The sequence below is a fragment of the Veillonella tobetsuensis genome (assembly GCF_002959935.1).
Classification (GTDB): domain Bacteria; phylum Bacillota; class Negativicutes; order Veillonellales; family Veillonellaceae; genus Veillonella; species Veillonella tobetsuensis.
Genome location: NZ_PPDF01000008.1, coordinates 410,929 through 430,065, shown reverse-complemented (window position 1 = coordinate 430,065; position 19,137 = coordinate 410,929). Strand labels below are relative to the sequence as shown.

Sequence of the window (19,137 nt, the reverse complement as noted above, 5' to 3'; positions counted from 1 at the left end):
TAATAACTATGGATTAATTTGACTTTCACATTTGGAGGACATCGATATGGCAACAAGTATGGTAATCGGCACTCAATGGGGTGACGAGGGTAAAGGTAAAATCGTTGACTGGATCGCGGAACGTGCTGACGTTGTAGTACGTAGCCAAGGCGGTAACAATGCAGGTCACACTGTTGTGGTAGATGACAAAGCATTTGCGCTTCGTTTATTGCCAAGTGGTATTTTGTACGATAATAAACAAAATATCGTTGGTACTGGCGTTGTTATTGACCCTAAGGTGTTATTACAAGAAATCGAAGGTCTTGAAAAACAAGGTAAATCCGCAAAATCCCTTCACATTTCTGACCGCGCTCATGTCATCATGCCATACCATATCGCTCTTGATATGGCCGAAGAAGCATCCAAAGGTGATGCTAAAATCGGTACAACTAAAAACGGTATCGGTCCTTGCTACGCTGATAAAATCAACCGTATTGGCATTCGTATCTGCGATTTGTACGATATGGAAACGTTTAAACAAAAATTGGCGTACAATGTTGAGTTTAAAAATAAAATGCTTACTAAGGTATATGACGCTGAACCTGTTAATTATGATGAAATCCTCGCGGATTACACTAAATATGCAGAGGCTTTGAAACCTTATGTAACAGATACAAATATCGCTGTATTGAAAGCGATTCAAGAGGACAAAAAGGTATTGTTCGAAGGCGCGCAAGCAACTATGCTCGACCTTGATCATGGTACATATCCATTCGTAACATCCTCTCATCCAATTGCTGGTGGTGCTTCTACAGGTGCGGGTGTAGGTCCTAACTATTTGAAAAATATCTTCGGCGTTGTGAAAGCTTATGCAACACGCGTTGGTGCAGGTCCATTCCCTACAGAGCTTCTTGACGAAACTGGCGAAAACCTTCGTAAACTTGGTCATGAGTTCGGTACTGTAACTGGTCGTCCTCGTCGTTGTGGTTGGTTAGACCTTATGGTTGTAAAATACGCTGCAGGTCTTAACAGCCTTGATTACTTGGCTATTACTCGTTTAGATATTCTTGATACGTTCAAAGAATTGAAAATCTGTGTAGGTTACAAATTGAATGGTAAAGACGTAGAAGGCTTCCCGGCTAACTTGAAAGATCTTGAAGCATGCGAACCTGTATATGAAACATTGCCAGGTTGGGAAACAGACATTTCCGGCATCCGTTCTTATGATGAATTGCCTGAAAATGCGCGTAAATACGTAGAACGTATTGCAGAAGTAACAGGCGTGCCTTTGGGTATCGTATCTGTTGGTCCTAATCGTAACCAAACAATCGATCTTGTTAACGTATTTTAATCTGCTGTAGCAAATTATTATAAAAAATAATAAGCGGAGATTCTTATTAGAGAATCTCCGCTTTTATGCGTATTTTCTATCTCATAAATAAATTTAATTATTCAATTAAAATATTTTAATGAGAATAAAAAGAAAAAAATAGATTTAGTTATAAAAATAGTATATAATAGTATGAAAGTAGATTGATAATTTTTGATGTATATTGAGGAGTTTTTCTTATGGTTGAAGTTTCTTATGAACGTTTGGCAACGATTTTTAAAGCGCTCAGTGATGAAACAAGATTGCATATTATAGATATGTTGTCCTGTAATGAGTTGTGTGCAGCAGATATTTTGGCAAGTTTTAATTTGTCTCAATCCACATTGAGCTACCACATGAAAATCTTAATTGATGCTGGCGTTGTAAATTCTCAACGTAATGGTCTTTGGACTCGCTATTCCATCAATGAAGATACATTTGGTGACATTTTGGAGATCATTCCACAATTGTACAAAACTAAAGACGAATGCATTTGTGCACAAATCAAATACTGCCGTCTTGATGAACACGAACAAGACGCGTAATCATGAGACGCTGGATTATGCATGTTGATATGGATGCTTTCTTTGCATCCGTAGAACAACTGGATCATCCTGAATATAAAGGCCACCCCGTTATCGTGGGTGGTCTTTCTTCGCGTGGCGTCGTAGCTACTGCATCCTATGAGGCCAGAAAATTTGGGGTCCATTCGGCTATGCCCATTTCGCGGGCGAAGAAACTTTGTCCGCACGGTATCTATGTGTATCCGAACATGGCTCGCTACAAGGAGATTTCTCAGATCATTCACAAGGTGATGGAGGAATTTACGCCCATCATCGAACCCTTGTCGCTCGATGAAGCCTTTTTGGATGTTACGGGCATCACTCATAAATTTACGGGCCCTAAGGCATTGGGCCGTGCCATTAAGGACCGTGTTTTTGAGGAAACGGGGCTCATCATTTCTGCTGGCCTGGCCCCGAATAAATTTCTTGCTAAATTGGCTTCTGATTTAGATAAGCCTGACGGTCTTGTGGTCATTCCTTATGGTAAGGAATATGAAAGCCTCGCTAATTTGCCCATTAAACGTATTTGGGGCGTCGGGCCAAGTACAGAACGGCGCCTTAAGGATGGTGGATTCTCGTTCATTAAAGATATTCAGGCTTTACCTGATGAGACCGCTTTAGTGCCTTATGTGGGTAATCAGGCGCGGCGGGTGTGGGAATTGGCTCGAGGCATTGATGAACGCCCTGTAGAAACGGATCGGCAAATACAATCAGTAGGTAATGAGGAAACCTATGAATATGATGTAGAGGATCCTGCTGTTATCGACTTAGAACTGCATTACTTTGCCAATCGTGTAGCGAAACGATTGCGTAAGTATGGCTTGATGGGGCATACCGTATCGATAAAGGTACGGTACAAGGATTTTAAAACCGTATCTCGACAGAAACGTCTTGATTCGTCCACGGATCAAGAACGTGTTATTTATGACACTTCGGTATTGTTATGGAATAAGCTGATGCGTGATGCACTCTCTACCAAGCAAGAAGAGCAAGATGTGATGGGTGCTACACCTAGGCCTAAGTTTGATAATTCTATTCTTGAAGTACCCGTTAAACCAATTCGCCTCTTAGGTGTTACCGTTAGTGGACTTTCAACAGAAGGCATTGTACAAGATGATTTATTCTCCATTGAAGCGGATGAAAAAGATGAGAAGCTTTCAATAGTGCTCGATTCATTAGCATCTAAATTCGGTGAAGGGGCTATCATGAGTGGCGCCCTTTGGCGACGTGCTCATGGAGATGGTGGAGAACGGCGAAAACGGTCGGAATTAAAGGCCGAAATTGATTTAGATACTGAAGAATAAAAATCTTTCATGAATAGAATCATTCGTGATACAATGTACGTATACAGCAATGTGTATATGCAAGAAAATATCTGCAAGAGAGGTATAAATATGAGTATATTTCGTGTGGCCATTCATTATGGCGTAAACAGCAATGGGTTTTTAGCTTATGATACAGATACAAAAACTGTGACTATAGACCTACCTGAACAAGAATGGATTGATAAGGTTCATGCATACTTAAACGAAGAACATACTATTGAGAATGCAACAGGTCTCGATACATATGAACGTGTACAAGTAAAACCTTTAGAATCCTTGGAAAACTTTAAATTAGCTCTTACACGCATGTGGGAAGCCATCGACGTACAAGTTGATTGGAGCCGCCCGGCGTAATTAAAATGAAACCCCTTCGTAGCCTATTTGTGCTATGAAGGGGTTCTCTTATTGTGGCTATCGTTTTTTTACCAAAGATTGGAGGTGGAAAATTAACTTTGTCATGAAGCGTGTATTTAAGTATTGTTAATCAAATTTTTTATTCGTTAGGTCCTGATACATGAGCTTAGCAATTTCATACTGAGGGTCGCCAGCTTGCAATTGGTGTGACGGTAGTTTAAATACAGCCTCAGCTCTTTCGTTTTTCTTGATATCGATGCCTTTTACATCGTCAGAACGGCTTATAGAAATTGTATGGGTTGTTGGATTTATGAAGTACGCATTTACATCGATGCTGAAAGCTTTGTTTTCATCTTTTCTCATGATTGTACGTAGAATCATAGCTGAAATAGCAGTAGTACCATCCTTTTCGACTAATAGCTGCTTAGATGTGTAGTCTACATAATCTGCATAGACGTAAATATCGCCAGGTTTGGCCTTATCATAATCTTGTGTATAGGCTTCTACCAAACGCAAATCGAGTTGCCTACCAAATGGTCGAGAGAATATTTCGCTTTGTAATTCGCGTGTTTCACTAACAGGTGGATAGAACGGTATAGGCGTTAAACCTTTTAGCATATCTGTTCGTGTTTCATTTTTCCGTTTAGCGCGACGTTCTGCAGTGACCTTGTCTAAACGTTGACGCTCTTTTAACATGGCCTTTTCTTGTTCTTCTTTAGATTTATAAGTTTTTACAGATACAACACGGTTACCAGACATAGTGACTGTCGAATAAATTGGTTTACCGTTAGTAGGTTTTCCCTCAGAAGCATCAAGCGTAGATTGTACTATGGCTGGTGTTGCGCTTTCAATTGAGTTTCTTAACTCTGGAATATTGGCGTAATCCATATCAACCACAGCAGTATCTGTACTTTTACTTGGCTGCGCAGGTGTAGCCCCGTACGCGGATGATATAGCTAAGACAGCTAATAGTGAACTGGTAATAATCGATTGTTTATATAGTTTCATTATACATACCTCTTTTTATAAGAACTCTTTAATACTATCAACAGCTGTATTATAGCATAGTTCTTGCGTAGATAGATTTAAAAACGATATAATAAAGTATACATGCGTCTATAGCTCAGTAGGATAGAGCAGCAGTTTCCTAAACTGCGTGTCACTGGTTCGATTCCGGTTAGGCGCACCAGTAAAATAGAAGCGGTATAAAGTGTATATACACCTTATACCGTTTTTTATTTGCCACAAACGTCCATTGAGCAGGATTTCTATATGCTGATATGGAATTTATTAATATAGTTTGATTATATGTATTTCTATTCAAGGGCTAGTTACGTCAAATATAAGGGTTATAGTAGAGGGGGTGAAAATATGGTTCTAGAAAATAAAAACTCTTTCTATTTAAATGGTGCCTTATTTCTTTCTACGATGGGCAGTACCGCGACAACGCTTGGTTTTATAACGTATATTTTTAATACGACTCACAGTGCTTTTAATACAGGAGCCATTACTATAGCTACATTATTAGTTGGTATGGTATTAGGTCCGTTTTTAGGGATTTTAGTAAAAGAAAAGGGCCTCATGTGGTCTATGGTAGTTCCTGAAATTCTTTCCGGGATGATATTATCGATTTTTATTCTTATCGATAATATTTATTTAGTCTATATCATAGCGTTTCTTATAGGATTTAATAATAAGATTTTAGGGATTGCTCGACTTTCGTTTGTACCTAATATTACTAATGATTTAGTCAAGTTCAATGCTTTACTACGAGCTATTAATCGTTGTGCAATGATAAGTGGATCTTTATTATTTAGTATTATTATTAATTACTCCTTGACCATGGTATTTGTCATTGATGCTATTACATACATTCTATCAGCATATTTACTTTACCGATTAAATAAAAGTGTAGTAGTACCAATTATTGTTGAGGTTCAAAAGACTGTTAAAGAGCGCATATATGATAAAGCTAAACTTTTAGTAAAGGGGTATAAGTTATTATTTTTAAATAAAAAGATAAATTTTATTGTGTACTTAGGCATACTAACTAGATTATTTTATATGTGTATTCCTATTATGTTATTGATTTTTATTAAGGATACATTACATTTATCTGACAGTGAGTATGGTTATACACAAACTATATCTAGATTCGCTTCCTTTATGGTTTTTGGATTGTTAGCTAAATACCTTACTATAAACTTGACTAAATCTTTTAAACCCTTGTTATTCTCTCTTTTCGCCCTATATGGAATTAGTATTTGGGGGATAGGTTATGTAACAAGCATTGAGAACCTTTATATCGTTTATAGCTTATCAGAAGTATTGCTCTTTACAGCTGTTGTTTTAGTTCATGCATATATACAGTCCGTATTTTCTCAGGATGAATTAACATTAGCAAGTGGTTCTGTTAGCACAGGATTTTCTATTGGATCCATCCTATCGATTACTATATTTACAAACTTAGCTAATATAATACCAATACATGATATATTTTATATATGTGGTTTAGGTATAGTAGTAAGTACAGTTTTTATAATGAGCATAAATAAAGTTTCTTGTCAAAATCAATATACATAATGGAGAGTCTATATGAGTTTTTACAATTGGATTCAAGAAAAATTATTCGACAATTACGAAGAGTGGCGTTTGAAGAGCCCTGATTATAATCGGAACGGTTTTAACATAGTAGGAATAGATAATACCTTACAGGCTATGCATGATGGATTTTTTATGTATATAGAATTATACCCACCTTGTGCCATCGATGGCTGCACTGCGATGAAAGCACGTGTAGGAAAAACACCGGATGCAGTAGATATATTCTTAGATATTAATGATAAAACCTATCGTATGGCAGATGTAAGTTATCCTGATGCGGTACAGATGATGCGGGCTTTTGTGAAGAAACGTCGGTTGCCTGACCGTAGCCTGTTTGTAGAAACAGTAAAAATAGATGTTAAACAAATTAAGTCAACTTTTGCAGAGTTAGCAGCGTTATTACTTGGCGATACGAAACAAGCTAAATCTTTCATGTCCAAGGTAAAGCTAACATCTATGGATGATATAGAAGATGATTGGTGGAACCTCTATGAGAAACTACAGTCTAAAGGTCGCGCTGTAGAGATATCTTTAAAAATTGAATTAGAGGATTTTCTTTATCATGTGCAGAAGTTAATACGTAACAAGTCTTTAGATACTAGCGAAAATCTAACTATTGATACAGCCGCATTTGATGACAGTCAATGTATTGGGGACTGGTGCGCACATTTTAATTCCACGTGGAAAAACCATAAGTTAGTAGGTATGGACATCGGTACAGATAGTTTAGTGCTCATGGTACTTTCAAATGAGGAATTTAAAAGAGCCCAAGAACTAGCGAAAGAATTATTACATAGAATCGATGTAGCTGAACGTTTGTGATGTAACGAAAATTATAATGTAGTGGCACGATTATAATGTGGCCGTATCTATAAAAAGGTTGTAATTCTTAACTGTAAACAATTTGCACTGTATAAATGTGATGAATAGGAGAGAATCATATGAGTGTTGTACGTCTACCAGAATATGAAGCAGAGTTTGAGCCGGAAGTATTTGAAATTTATGCATTGCCGCGTAGCGATGTGAATGGGGCTAGTCCTTATTTAGATAAGTACCATAGACCGCTGGTGTCTACCGATGCTATCCTAGATACTCGGACGGGCGTGCTTGACCGTAGTGAAGGCATTTTGACGTGGATTATTGAGGGTCTTGACGATAGATGGGGTTATTCTTTTGAGCCCCATGGGGTCTATAAATTGTTAGTTAAGAAAGCAAAACCATTAGAGGACTTGGGCTATATGCGTCCTTCTTGGAATAATCGCTATTATGTGCTTGAGGTGTTAGAGGAACATGCTAAATATAGCGAGTTAGAGGCGTTGTCAGCTTATTTGAAAACCCCTAAATACCTTCATACTGACAGGGGTGACTTCCTGTTAAATCGTGAGTATCAATATTACACAGCGAGAATTGATGATTATGCTTTCACCCTTGATGTAGACGAGGGTTCTGATGAAAGCTGTACCGTAGCGTTATCGGCTTTCAATACAATCGACAATTTCAAAGTATTTGAACAACGAATTAGTACCTATATTAGTGAGACCTTATTAGATCTTGCTAATGATTGGCTCGACAATGATGACCAAGATCCGATTACGGCAGAAATATTTGCCAAGCGTATTACTATGGGCGAATTGGCGTTTCGTAATGATGGCACCATAGAGGTCTATTATGACGATGACGATATTTTCTGGGGACACTGCATCATAGCCAATATTGATGCGGATGGGAACCCTGTTAGTGCGGATATTGCAGGATAATAAACTAGTGGAGTGTGGCGAACTAGTGGGGTATCATAATGATAAAATCTGAATTAATGACATTATGGAACGTTAAAAGCTGGGCAGTAGAACCGTATGGCGTTTATTTCGTATCTCGACGATTGGGCACTAATCGACTAGAGAATGTAGGACAAGCCTTTCAAAAACTTAATGTTAGTTGCACCAATTATACTGAGGCTGAGGTGCTTTCACTACCAATGTGGGAGCAATTATATGTTCAATTAGATAAATTAGACCAATTAGCACAGGAAATCATACAAAAGGAGATGCCTCCAGATGAGCCTGTGGTGCTAACACTAACAGATATTATGTTAGATACATCCGGCTGCTATGGAGCATTTGCACTAGGTTATGATATGGGCGAATCGACCGCGGGACAACTATATGTATTAGTATCTTTTGATAAAAATTTTACGGCTCGACAAGATGTTATATATGAAACGCTCTAGAGTACTTGTTAGCAATGGAGCTGTTTGTATAGCTGAGCTAAGCTGAGAGTCTATTGGATGTTAGTATGGCAAGGCTTAACTATCAATATAAATAATAAACAGGAGAGAGACGATGGAAAATCTGTATAAAGAATTAAGAAGCTTTTTTGCCAATGATATGGATCTAAATGATTTATTTGATTCCGAAGCTATCATCTGGATTGACTGGCGCGAGTATGACGAAGATGTGGTGAACTATTTCAATGATATGATGGCTGAGCCTATCGATATTCAAACCGTTAGTAATGGCAAGCCCTATGGTGACGATATTGTGCTAAAAAAGGGCGATAAAGAGCTGCAAATTCCTTACGGTGATGAGCAAGATCGAGATGTGACCATCAAATATTTCAACGATTTCGTTCAGCCTGATTATGAGGTGCGTTGGTTTGCTGAAAGTCTTGGAAACGATACGCTCGGCTTTACCGTGCTTTCAGTGTCAGAATGGGCCAAATTAGATGATGAATTTGGGGCGGATACGGTTCGCTATTATTTTGAACCTATCGATTTTGAAAGCGACATGTTTAATCTCGGCATGGATGAAGTCTTTGCGTTGCTTGCGTTACGAGAAAATAGTGAAGGCGTTAATACTCAATTTAGTACACAATTAGACTGGATTAGAATCATAAATAAAGAAAAGACCTTGGCTGAACAAAAAGAGTACGGACAAATTGACTTAAAACAATATATGGTTGCTAAAAAAGAACTGCAACAGATTAAGGATGAATTTATAGCGACTCACGGTGAGATGGAATAAGAGCTGTTGTCTTAAAGGAGATGTTTATGGCAATTGATGGTGTAAAAATCATAGATAGTGATGATGGCCATGATATTTATAATGCCATTGTTGAGCGGTATAAGGATGGCGTCAGTATTGATACCATAATTTCTGAGATTTTAAATGAGGAACAAAACTTTTGTACTGATGAGTTTTACACAGAAATTTATTGGACTGCGGTGGCCTATTCGTTGTGGAAGATAGGGCATCTACCAGATAATGTTAAAGAGAAAGCATTAGATATAATCGCTCAGGGCCCTCATGAGTTTTGGCTAGAAATCGATGGTAAGGCCCCTGAACAGCGTCAAAAGGTATTGGATAAGTTAGCCGTACAGCTACAAAGTGAAAATCCAAAGCCGTTTAAGGTTCGTAAATCTAAAACGAAGAGAGAACCTCATTTTAAGATGGGCGACGTATTAGCTGTTAAGTTTGAAAACGAGTATGGAGCTATATTCGTCTCTGACGTGGATCAAACACCGCGGAAAATCGAATATCATTTAGCCTGTACGCGACTTTTACAAGAAGAAAAACCAACAATGGAAGAGTTTCTAAACAGCAAAATCGCATGCCGGAAAGATAATACAAATCTTGCTATCGATACAGACTGTTGGTTCAATCATAAAGACTTAGGTATGTTGCTAGATGATTTGGAAGTCATCGGAACCGTTGAACTCTATCCGTGTAAACTATGGAAACTAGCACCAGCAGGTACGTTGGAGGATATCTATGAGGAGATTACAGATAATCCTAGGGTTGGAAAACTGCGTCTCGTAGATACTTATGAACTGGTGAAAGAGGTTATTGAGAAATTATAAAGATAGATACATGAAAATGTAATTATAAAGGTATAACTAAAATGGATACAGCAATTCAAACATATATAGAAACTGTACAAGTCAACGATATACCGTGGCATCGGTTAACGACCACCTACGGACGTGCCACAGATTTCCCTGAGGCGCTTGATGTGTTGTGGAACATGGAAAGCATTGAAACTGTTGATGCGGCTGGTGAGGCGTTAGAACTCAATATTGAGCACCAATCAACGTTGTGGCATGCGACACCATTCGCGATGATTTTCTTGCTTCGTATTTTTAAGAAAGCTCAAGAAGCGAGCGCTCATAATGCGGTAGCGCAGTATTTAGCAGAACAATTGGTTGAGTTGTTTACTGTGATTGCTGAGTGCATTCGAGATGGTCTTATGCTAGAGCATGCAGATCCATTGCCGAACTTTGAGGCTATGCTCAACGAAGAATACCTTTGGTCTGAAGAATATGATGAAGACGAAGACGTTCTTAGATTTGAGGAAGATGACGTATTCCCTGATGATTTATTCTTTAGTTTTTATTATTACTCCCTGCAAGTACTTTTGTTAGCTATTCCGCTATTAGATACATCTGATGAAGGAGAGGCTAAATTGCTAGAATTAATTTCTGCTAATAGGAGCGTGTAAGATGGACTATTTAGATATATTGCGAAATGATGCTAAGTTAGCTGAAGATTTTGATACACTATTCGATTTTCGATTGTTAGATGCGCTGGAGGAACGTGATACGGCTGAAGGTCGCTGCACATTCTCTTTGCCGGGTATGGCATTTGCTGTAGATGGTACTGGCGGTGAATATCATCTATTGGAGGACGGAGCTATTGGTTATTGGAGTAGCGAGGGTGCCGCCGGTCGTTTGGCTGAAAGTATGGATGATTTGTTTCATTTGATTATTTTTAGTATTTGTTGGCATGATTACTGTGACTCAAGTAAGTATTCTAATGCGGCAACACTCGAAGAATATGGTCAGAATAAGCAGCTAGATATTATGTCCTATTCGCCGATGGAACTTTGGGAACCCATTGCGAATGCTTTTAACATGTCCATGGAGATAAAATTGACTCCTATTTTACAGAAATTCTATGATGCGGCACATCGTGTACCGGTATATACTTGCTATTTTCATGAAGATGATGGAAGCGTTACAGAATCGGAAAATTTATTTTTCTAATGTTTAGAAGAGTTTATGAAAGGATTTAATTATGGGACTAATTGCTAATTATAGCTGTTTAAGCGATGTAAATTTAAAAGAGCTTAAAGCCATGGGCTCAGAAGAAGAGGAAATTCTTGAAAGTGTTGAAGAGTGGAATGACGACGATGAATTATTACTTGATATCGACAAGATGTGGGATGTCCTTCATTTCGTGCTTACTGGTGTGAGTACTGATCATAAAGACGATAAAAATCCTCTTAGCCAAGCGGTACTAGGCGTAATGGCTGTTGAGGATATATCAGACTATGTAGCATATACAGAACACAATCATTTAGCCAATATCGTGGCGGCCTTAGAACAGTTTGATATGGAAGAAGCCCTTGAATCTTTTGATATGAAAGCCTGCAAAGAGGCAGAATTATATCCAGATATCTGGGACTATGAAGAGGAAGAGGAAGAAATCAAAGATGAAATTCTTCATGATTTCGAGCAAATGAAACGATTCTATAAACAAGTGCTCGAAGCTAACGGGCATGTGCTTGTATCGATTTGCTAAGGTCGTTAAAATTTGTTGGCTATGGATCTAGTTATAGCCAAACTGATTATGCGACTGGCGAAGAAGAGGAATTGTAACATGGCAGTGTTAACAGAAAAGCAAATTAAATATGGCTTTGACTACTATCATAAGGATGACGCACGGCCTAAATCTGTGGTAGAGGTCTCTGAATATGATGGTGAAGACAAGCTGATGATTAACTGCACTCAGCTAGATGCGCCTTATTCTGCTAAAGATAAGAAACGCATTTTACAGGAGTGGTGTGATTTTTTAGTTGAACATCCAGATACTTTTACAGAACTCATGTTTTGTACAAGAATGCCACAGGACTTATTTGATGCGGTGTGTGCCCAACGGAGACTCAAAAAATTACATATAAAATGGGGCGTTTATCCAGATATTTCAAAATTAGAGAACTTACAAGAACTAGAATATCTACACATTGGGTCCGGAAGAAGTGTATCGACCTTAGAGCCTATTTCAAGATTAGTAAATTTAGTAGCTCTGTCGATTGAAAACTTTCAACAAATTGATGATTATGCGCTATTAGCTAATCTAAAACATCTTGAAAGTCTTGCCTTAGAAGGTGACTTCGCAGCGCCTAAAATTCTTAAGGTTCAATCATTAGAATTTTTACGCCATATGAAACAGTTGCGCTTTTTTAGTTTTTTAACGGCAAAGGTGATAGATAAAGACTACTCTCCTGTTTTAGAACTCAATAATTTAGAACATCTTACGTTAAAATCTTGTAAAGAGGTTAAGCAGTTGTATCCTCAATTCGTTAAACTACCAAAATTAAAATATGGTACAGTCTTAGAACGACCAGAATTATATGAGAAATAAGACCTGAGTATAGGTTATAAGTTATAGTTTATAAGACATAAAAGGAAATAATTATAATGGATAAAGCGCGTAAAAAGGAATTACTAAAGGCTTATGCTAATGAGCAAAAGCAATCTTTTAAAGATAGTCTGCCTATGGATGAAGAGTTGTTTTGGAATCTCTTTGACTATGTAGACGAGAAATTAGAGGCAAATGATGGTTGCGATCATAGTCTGACTTTCACAAGAGAATTTTTGGAGAAACAAAAGGTAGATGTAGAAAGCGTACTAGACTGGATCGTTAACGAAGGTGGCGGTTGTGACTGTGAGGTTCTCTATAATGTAGAGGAACGATTTGAGGAGTACGCTTAACTGTATTTTAAATAGTTAATTCCTTGTATTTGCAGGTGTTACCGTAAAAGTATATAGTATAGGCATGTGATGTAATTATTCACATGTCTATATTTTTATAAGGAGGACGCTATGCAACACGTTCAAACCCGCAGTACTACATCTGCGTTAGTACTCACAGCCGTATTGATTGCCCTCGCAACACTGTTTACCATGTACACAAAAATTCCAGTACCTGGCATTCGCGGCTATTTCAATGTTGGAGATGTCGTTATTATGACATCCGCTTTATTATTAGGTCGAAAATATGGCGCCTATATTGGTGCCATCGGACCAGCGCTAGCTGATTTGTTCCTCGGCTACGCAGTCTTTGTACCAATCACCTTTGTGGTGAAAGGCATTGAAGGCTATCTTGTCGGTACTGTTTATAACAATAAGACAACTACCTCTGCCTTAGCGGCAACTATCGTAGGTGGCATTATCATCGTAGTAGGCTACTTCATCGCCGAATACTTCGTATTTGATCCAGGCGTAGCCATTGCTGGTGTTTTGACTAATACCATTCAAGCCGTTATGAGCGTTATTATTAGCATGATACTCTATGCGATTTTGCGTAAACGATTGGGATAGGATTGTAGATGTTTAGTTGATTTGGTATAGAACAATAAAGGGAGACTTCGTTGTGAGTCTCCCTTTTGTAGTTATTAATGACCCTTCGTTACCAACAGATAGCTGAAAACGAAAGGCCATTTCTACATGTTTTATAATGTTTTGGGATGAGCCTGACGGAACCACTCGTTGGCTATCTATTTATAAATTATAGAGGGATTGTTATATATAGTCAACTTGAACCAGATAAGTAAATATGACATCATTGTAAATTGATTGGCATTTGGACTGAATGGACATATTTTATCGGTTTTGTTAATATAAAAGCTGATAGTATTTTTATGTTGTGTGGTATGATTGGTGAAATTTTATGGTTAAAGCTTTATGCTTATTTTTATTGATAGTTGTTTTGAGTCCCATTAATGCCTTTGCATATGATGGGAAGGCTATGATGGATATAGAACGTTCTTTTAATGATCAAATAACATCTCAGTTACAGGTTCCTGTTAAAGTACTTAGAATAAAGATTGATAGAGATTATACTTTTGAGTTACAGATAAAAACAGATATTAAAGGGCGTATTACTTCTGTTGAGTTAGAGCCGAATGAGCATACCTTTAATGATGAGATATATTTAGAGTTAGTACAGTCTGCAAAGAATACTGTTTGGAATATAGGTTATATTGATGTTAAAGAAGAAGTTGTTATTTATGTTCCTTTTCATTTTGAAATATCCGCTAAGGACGATGTAAATTGACAGTCACTAAAATTCAGACTATACTATAAGTATAAAAGAGCCAGTTAACGTGTTCTAGGCGTTAGGCTCATCAAAGAAACATGAATTTGATAAACCTAACGTGTCTAAGTATTGCCGTACTTAGTCTTAAACGTTAGGTTTATCTTATTTTGTAACTATTTACTAGTTACTTTTTAAGAATTAACACTACGAGGGTAGCGAATAAAATCATTAATGATAATGCTTCGTATACAGTCATAATGCCACCTCCCTCAAAAGACGGAGATGAACCTAACTCACGTTAATGGCTCTTTCGTTATTAGTATATATCGAAATTTGAATATTGAGAAATACAGATGAATTTCGTACAACTTTAGGTTGCATAAGCACTAATCTAGATTAGAGAATATATTTATTTATATGGTATAATACTTTCATTATGTAGTGAAAAAAGGAGATCTAAATGGCAAATTTACCTAACTGCCCTAAGTGCGGCGACGAATACACATACGAAGACGGTCATATGTTTATCTGCCCTATGTGTGGCAATGAATGGACAGCGGCTGACGCACAAGCTGCAGCTGAAGCAGGTATCATTCGTGATGCTAATGGCAACGAGCTAGCTGATGGCGATACAGTTGTTGTTGTAAAAGACCTTAAAGTAAAAGGTGCGGGCATCTTGAAACAAGGTACGCGTGTTAAAAACATTCGCCTCATTACTGGTGCTAGTGATGGCCATGATATCGATTGCAAAATCGATGGTTTTGGTGCGATGGCATTAAAATCCGAAATGGTTAAGAAAATCTAACTATGAATAAATCCCTACTGATTATGCATCGGTAGGGATTTTTTCGTGGTATAATTAAAGTGTAATGTGTTATGTAGGTTGTATGATTGAGAGGAGTAACTATGATATCTCAAGAGGAATTAAAAAAATTTACATATGATCTCTTAGAAAAACGAGGGGTTACGATTCAAGCGATTGCCGACATTGTGATGAGTATCCAACAACCTTACATCCCTGATCTGACGATGGACGAATGTTTAGAAAGCGTGCAGGCAGTCCTTGAAAAACGGGAAACGCAGAATGCAATTATTACGGGCATAGAATTAGATATATTAGCGGAACAAAAGAAATTGTCTGAGCCACTGCAAAGCTTTATGACGCGTGACGAGGCCTTGTTTGGTATTGATGAAATCCTCGCCTTATCTGTTGTTAATCTCTACGGATCCATTGGTTTCACGAACTATGGTTATATTGATAAGGTAAAACCGGGCATTGTTAGAAATCTTGATAGCCAAGTTGATGGTCATTGTAATACATTTCTTGATGATTTAGTTGGTGCCGTGGCGGCAGCTGCAGCAGGGCGCATTGCCCATAATACGCCGAATCGGGTGCACCATGTCGTTGTGGAGGGATAGAACATGAACGTTTTAGTCGTAATTGATATGCAACATGATTTTGTGGACGGTACTCTTGGTTCTCCAGAGGCTCAGGCCATCGTGGATAATGTACGTCAAAAAATTGCATCCTTTGATGGACCTGTTATTTTTACACGAGATACTCACGATACTAATTATCTTGAAAGCCAAGAAGGTCAGCACTTACCTGTGCCACATTGTGTGAAAGATACGATTGGTTGGCAAATTATGGATGGTTTAGTTGAAGCAGCAGAAGAACGTAATACCATCTATCCTCATATGATTATAGATAAACCGAATTTTGGTTCCTTTGAATTGGTAACGCGACTACAAGGTATGCATACCGCTGAACCTCTTGAAAGTATAACTTTAGTAGGTCTTTGTACTGATATTTGCGTTGTAGCTAATGCGTTACTATTAAAAACTGGATTACCAGAGGTTCCCATTCATGTAGATTCAAAGTGTTGTGCTGGGGTTACACCAGAGTCTCATGAAGCAGCATTGGCTACGATGAAAATGTGTCAGTGTGTTATTGATTAATAAAAAATTTCCTTTCCATTGCCAGTAAAGGGTGTCGATCATATACTATCGATACCCTTTTTCTTGTGTACAAAGCTAAATGGTTTTATTCAATAGGAGTGTATATATTGACGATTTTCTATATAGATAGTACAATATATAAAGAATGATAATTCATATCAATTAAAATCATACATGAATATATTGCTTGTTGATGAGCATGTATTTGGATGTAATTAATTGATTCTATAATACTGATGCAGGTGCATCGAATTGCTTTCACAAAAACGATATATAGTTTTAACATCGTTTGTGCCCTAATTACAAGGAGGACTATTATGAAACCTTTCGAACTCGCACCATTACCGTATGCTTACGATTATCTTGAACCTGTTATAGATGTAGAAACAATGAAATTGCATCATGACAAGCATCATCAAGCTTATGTTAATAATTTGAATGCTGCTATCGCGAAATACCCTGATCTTCCATATGGTTGTGTAGACTGCATCCTTGGCGACATTGCTAATGTGCCAGAGGACATCCGCCAAGCGGTTATCAACAATGGTGGGGGTCATAAGAACCACACTATGTTCTGGGAAATCATGACAAAACCAGATACGTCTAAATTGGAAGGCCCTTTGAAAGAGGCTATCAATGCTGATTTAGGTGGCTATGATGCTTTTGTTGAAAGCTTTTCTAATGCTGCAGCAACACGCTTTGGATCTGGTTGGGCATGGCTTGTTGCCAACAAGAACGGAAAATTAGAAGTAACATCTACTGCGAACCAAGACAATCCTTTGTTAGAAGGTAAAACAGCCATTCTTTGCTTGGATGTGTGGGAACATGCATATTACTTGCATTACCAAAACCGTCGTCCAGACTATATCAAGGAATTCTTCCGCGTTATTAACTGGGATAAAGTATCTGAAAACTACGAAAAAGCATTGAAACCTCATCATCAATAAGATAGCTTTAAATCCTCTCAAAACTAGATATATGTTAATAGATAACGGATAGTTGATATATTCCCCTCCATACTTGACTGGGGATGTATCATCTATCCATTATTTATATATAAAAATGTTGATATTTTTAGAAAGAACTTTCAAAAGTATAGCCATGGATACAGATTTTCTAATCGATATCGTTTATCATAGTGTCATAGGTTATGTTAGACAAACCTTTCACAGTATATATTGCCTTGTATACACAGTGGTACGTATAGAGGGCTACTCACATAAGTAATACACAATATTTTTGACACGAGGGGATTAAAATGGAAAAGAAATTAGATTTGTCCAAATCCGTATATGATTTGGTAAAAGAATATCCTGAAGTAATAGATATTATGAAGAGTTTAGGGTTCAGCGAAATTACAAATAAGGTGATGTTGAACTCTGTTGGTAAAATCATGACTATCCCAAAAGGGGCTAAAATGAAAGGCGTATCCATGATCGATATCGTAGGCGCTTTCATGAAAGCTGGTTTTACCTTGGAAGGTGAAATGCCAAATTTACATGGTGATGAGGCATCTGTTAAGGATGCTCCTACAGAGGCAGCTGCTACTCACACAGAGGCATCTAATGCTAATGACAATGCAGAAGCTAATGCTACTAAAAAAGTAGAAGCTAATGCAGAGAATACTGTTACAGATAGCGAACGTGTAGAACAATTGAAAGGTTTCTTGAAACGGTTAGGTACTGGTGAAGAGCTTGGTGCTGTTCGTGAAGATTTTGCGAGTCAGTTTAAACATGTTGAGGCTAGTGAAATCATGAAAGCCGAACAAGGTCTTATGCGTGAAGGTACACCTTTAGAAGAGGTACAACAATTATGTGACCTTCACTCTGCATTGTTCCATGGTTCTACCATCCATGAACAAATGGATGCGGAACATGCTAAGGTTGAGGCTGTGCTTGAGGCGCAAGAAAAGAGCCAAAGCGTAGTGACCCTCATTGAAACTGTAGGTCATCCGCTCAACCGATTGACAGAAGAAAACAAAGCTCTCGATACGTTAATTGAGTCTCTTAAGACTAAGGTGGCGAATCAGTCTATAACTTTAGAGGATGTGAATGCAGTACGCCAAGTATCTATTCACTATGCTAAAAAAGGTGACCTTCTATATCCGCACTTAAAAGTGGCCTATGATATTTCTGGGCCATCCATGGTTATGTGGACTGTGGACGGCGATATTCGCGATACATTTGGTCGACTAGCTAAGTCTGCTACCTTTACGGAATCTTGGTATGAAGCCTTTGATGCGGTCCTAACCCGTGCACAAGAGATGATTTACAAGGAACAAAATATCCTATTCCCACTTTGTGCGGAAAACTTTACAGCTCAAGAATGGTACCAAATTTACAAAGATACCGCACAGTATGAAGAAATCTTTGGCGTAGAACGCGTTGTTTGGACAGAGGCAGAACTTGCTTTGGCTGATAGTCATGCACCAGCCAGTGCAACAGATAACACCATTGCTCTTATCGGTGGTAGCATGACCCTAGAGCAACTAGATGCTATGCTCAATACAATGCCAATGGAGGTAACCTTCGTTGACCATGAAGATATTAACCGTTATTTCAACGATGGTGAAAAGGTATTCAAACGTCCTACTACAGCAATTGGCCGGGACGTGTATTCCTGTCATCCGCCAAAGGTAGAACCAATTGTACGCGGTATCATTGATTCTTTCCGTAAAGGTGACCGCGATAATGTGGCCGTATGGCTTGAAAAACAAGGCCGTCCATTCTATGTAAACTACATGGCTGTTCGTGACCAACATAATAACTATATTGGTACATTAGAACTCGTACAAGACATGCAATTTGCAAAGGATCATTTCGCTAGATCTAAATAAGAAAATTATATAATCTGACCATATACAAAAAAGCTGCTCTAGGACTGATACT

Annotated in this window: 24 protein-coding genes and 1 tRNA gene; 23 read left to right on the top strand and 2 right to left on the bottom strand. The window is 38.0% G+C overall.

Going from position 1 to position 19,137, the window contains the following annotated elements; genetic code table 11:
* The first annotated feature begins 46 nt into the window (after positions 1-46).
* From VTHSUH11_RS05130 to VTHSUH11_RS05115, 4 genes are all read left to right on the top strand, one after another.
* Positions 47-1,330: an adenylosuccinate synthase gene (locus VTHSUH11_RS05130; RefSeq protein WP_105092866.1), complete on the top strand. Its 1,284-nt coding sequence runs from the start codon at positions 47-49 to the stop codon at positions 1,328-1,330.
* A 218-nt stretch (positions 1,331-1,548) separates the two neighbouring features.
* Positions 1,549-1,893 (top strand): ArsR/SmtB family transcription factor, encoded by a 345-nt coding sequence (locus VTHSUH11_RS05125; RefSeq protein ID WP_060808024.1) that lies wholly within the window; start codon positions 1,549-1,551, stop codon positions 1,891-1,893.
* Between the two features lie 2 nt (positions 1,894-1,895).
* Positions 1,896-3,215, top strand: a complete 1,320-nt coding sequence (dinB, locus tag VTHSUH11_RS05120; RefSeq protein WP_244899987.1) for a DNA polymerase IV — start codon at positions 1,896-1,898, stop codon at positions 3,213-3,215.
* A 90-nt stretch (positions 3,216-3,305) separates the two neighbouring features.
* Positions 3,306-3,590 carry a hypothetical protein gene (locus VTHSUH11_RS05115; protein ID WP_105092864.1) on the top strand — a complete coding sequence of 95 codons (285 nt, stop codon included), beginning with the start codon at positions 3,306-3,308 and terminating at the stop codon, positions 3,588-3,590.
* 126 nt (positions 3,591-3,716) lie between these two features.
* Here the strand turns inward: VTHSUH11_RS05115 and VTHSUH11_RS05110 are convergent, their stop codons facing one another.
* A complete protein-coding gene (locus VTHSUH11_RS05110) occupies positions 3,717-4,598 on the bottom strand; it encodes a hypothetical protein (protein WP_105092863.1) in 882 nt (293 codons plus the stop codon).
* Positions 4,599-4,702: 104 nt separating this feature from the next.
* Here VTHSUH11_RS05110 and VTHSUH11_RS05105 point away from each other — a divergent pair.
* The 14 genes from VTHSUH11_RS05105 to VTHSUH11_RS05040 all read left to right on the top strand — a co-directional run bounded on the left by VTHSUH11_RS05105 (position 4,703) and on the right by VTHSUH11_RS05040 (position 14,308).
* Positions 4,703-4,779, top strand: a tRNA-Arg gene (locus VTHSUH11_RS05105).
* A 182-nt stretch (positions 4,780-4,961) separates the two neighbouring features.
* Positions 4,962-6,173 carry an MFS transporter gene (locus VTHSUH11_RS05100; RefSeq protein WP_105092862.1) on the top strand — a complete coding sequence of 404 codons (1,212 nt, stop codon included), beginning with the start codon at positions 4,962-4,964 and terminating at the stop codon, positions 6,171-6,173.
* A gap of 12 nt (positions 6,174-6,185) precedes the next feature.
* Complete coding sequence (locus VTHSUH11_RS05095; protein WP_060807634.1) at positions 6,186-7,016, top strand: DUF6630 family protein; 831 nt, start codon at positions 6,186-6,188, stop codon at positions 7,014-7,016.
* A gap of 119 nt (positions 7,017-7,135) precedes the next feature.
* Positions 7,136-7,951 carry a DUF2262 domain-containing protein gene (locus VTHSUH11_RS05090; RefSeq protein ID WP_105092861.1) on the top strand — a complete coding sequence of 272 codons (816 nt, stop codon included), beginning with the start codon at positions 7,136-7,138 and terminating at the stop codon, positions 7,949-7,951.
* 38 nt (positions 7,952-7,989) lie between these two features.
* Positions 7,990-8,421, top strand: a complete 432-nt coding sequence (locus VTHSUH11_RS05085; RefSeq protein ID WP_105092860.1) for a hypothetical protein — start codon at positions 7,990-7,992, stop codon at positions 8,419-8,421.
* Positions 8,422-8,533: 112 nt separating this feature from the next.
* Positions 8,534-9,214, top strand: a complete 681-nt coding sequence (locus tag VTHSUH11_RS05080; RefSeq protein WP_105092859.1) for a hypothetical protein — start codon at positions 8,534-8,536, stop codon at positions 9,212-9,214.
* A 26-nt stretch (positions 9,215-9,240) separates the two neighbouring features.
* Positions 9,241-10,050, top strand: a complete 810-nt coding sequence (locus VTHSUH11_RS05075; RefSeq protein ID WP_105092858.1) for a hypothetical protein — start codon at positions 9,241-9,243, stop codon at positions 10,048-10,050.
* Positions 10,051-10,091: 41 nt separating this feature from the next.
* The gene (locus VTHSUH11_RS05070) at positions 10,092-10,688 is read left to right on the top strand and encodes a hypothetical protein (protein ID WP_105092857.1); all 597 of its coding nucleotides are present in this window, start codon (positions 10,092-10,094) and stop codon (positions 10,686-10,688) included.
* A gap of 1 nt (position 10,689) precedes the next feature.
* Positions 10,690-11,232: a hypothetical protein gene (locus VTHSUH11_RS05065; protein WP_105092856.1), complete on the top strand. Its 543-nt coding sequence runs from the start codon at positions 10,690-10,692 to the stop codon at positions 11,230-11,232.
* A 31-nt stretch (positions 11,233-11,263) separates the two neighbouring features.
* Positions 11,264-11,770: a YfbM family protein gene (locus VTHSUH11_RS05060; RefSeq protein WP_105092855.1), complete on the top strand. Its 507-nt coding sequence runs from the start codon at positions 11,264-11,266 to the stop codon at positions 11,768-11,770.
* Positions 11,771-11,848: 78 nt separating this feature from the next.
* Complete coding sequence (locus VTHSUH11_RS05055) at positions 11,849-12,613, top strand: leucine-rich repeat domain-containing protein (RefSeq protein WP_105092854.1); 765 nt, start codon at positions 11,849-11,851, stop codon at positions 12,611-12,613.
* 56 nt (positions 12,614-12,669) lie between these two features.
* Entirely contained in the window at positions 12,670-12,963 is a 294-nt protein-coding gene (locus tag VTHSUH11_RS05050; protein WP_105092853.1) for a DUF2695 domain-containing protein, read from the top strand.
* Positions 12,964-13,074: 111 nt separating this feature from the next.
* The gene (locus VTHSUH11_RS05045; RefSeq protein WP_105092852.1) at positions 13,075-13,572 is read left to right on the top strand and encodes an ECF transporter S component; all 498 of its coding nucleotides are present in this window, start codon (positions 13,075-13,077) and stop codon (positions 13,570-13,572) included.
* A gap of 349 nt (positions 13,573-13,921) precedes the next feature.
* Positions 13,922-14,308, top strand: coding sequence for a succinylarginine dihydrolase (locus VTHSUH11_RS05040; protein WP_105092851.1), 387 nt, complete (start codon positions 13,922-13,924; stop codon positions 14,306-14,308).
* Between the two features lie 166 nt (positions 14,309-14,474).
* Here the strand turns inward: VTHSUH11_RS05040 and VTHSUH11_RS09675 are convergent, their stop codons facing one another.
* Positions 14,475-14,546 (bottom strand): putative holin-like toxin, encoded by a 72-nt coding sequence (locus VTHSUH11_RS09675; protein ID WP_219565824.1) that lies wholly within the window; start codon positions 14,544-14,546, stop codon positions 14,475-14,477.
* A 204-nt stretch (positions 14,547-14,750) separates the two neighbouring features.
* On the opposite strand from VTHSUH11_RS09675, the gene VTHSUH11_RS05035 reads away from it, so the two are divergent.
* The 5 genes from VTHSUH11_RS05035 to VTHSUH11_RS05015 all read left to right on the top strand — a co-directional run bounded on the left by VTHSUH11_RS05035 (position 14,751) and on the right by VTHSUH11_RS05015 (position 19,085).
* Complete coding sequence (locus VTHSUH11_RS05035; RefSeq protein ID WP_060923753.1) at positions 14,751-15,095, top strand: zinc ribbon domain-containing protein YjdM; 345 nt, start codon at positions 14,751-14,753, stop codon at positions 15,093-15,095.
* Positions 15,096-15,196: 101 nt separating this feature from the next.
* Positions 15,197-15,709, top strand: coding sequence for a phosphatidylglycerophosphatase A family protein (locus VTHSUH11_RS05030; protein WP_105092850.1), 513 nt, complete (start codon positions 15,197-15,199; stop codon positions 15,707-15,709).
* Between the two features lie 3 nt (positions 15,710-15,712).
* A complete protein-coding gene (locus VTHSUH11_RS05025; RefSeq protein ID WP_105092849.1) occupies positions 15,713-16,249 on the top strand; it encodes a cysteine hydrolase family protein in 537 nt (178 codons plus the stop codon).
* 317 nt (positions 16,250-16,566) lie between these two features.
* Positions 16,567-17,196, top strand: coding sequence for a superoxide dismutase (locus VTHSUH11_RS05020; RefSeq protein WP_105092848.1), 630 nt, complete (start codon positions 16,567-16,569; stop codon positions 17,194-17,196).
* 311 nt (positions 17,197-17,507) lie between these two features.
* Entirely contained in the window at positions 17,508-19,085 is a 1,578-nt protein-coding gene (locus VTHSUH11_RS05015; protein ID WP_105092847.1) for a DUF438 domain-containing protein, read from the top strand.
* Positions 19,086-19,137 lie beyond the last annotated feature (52 nt).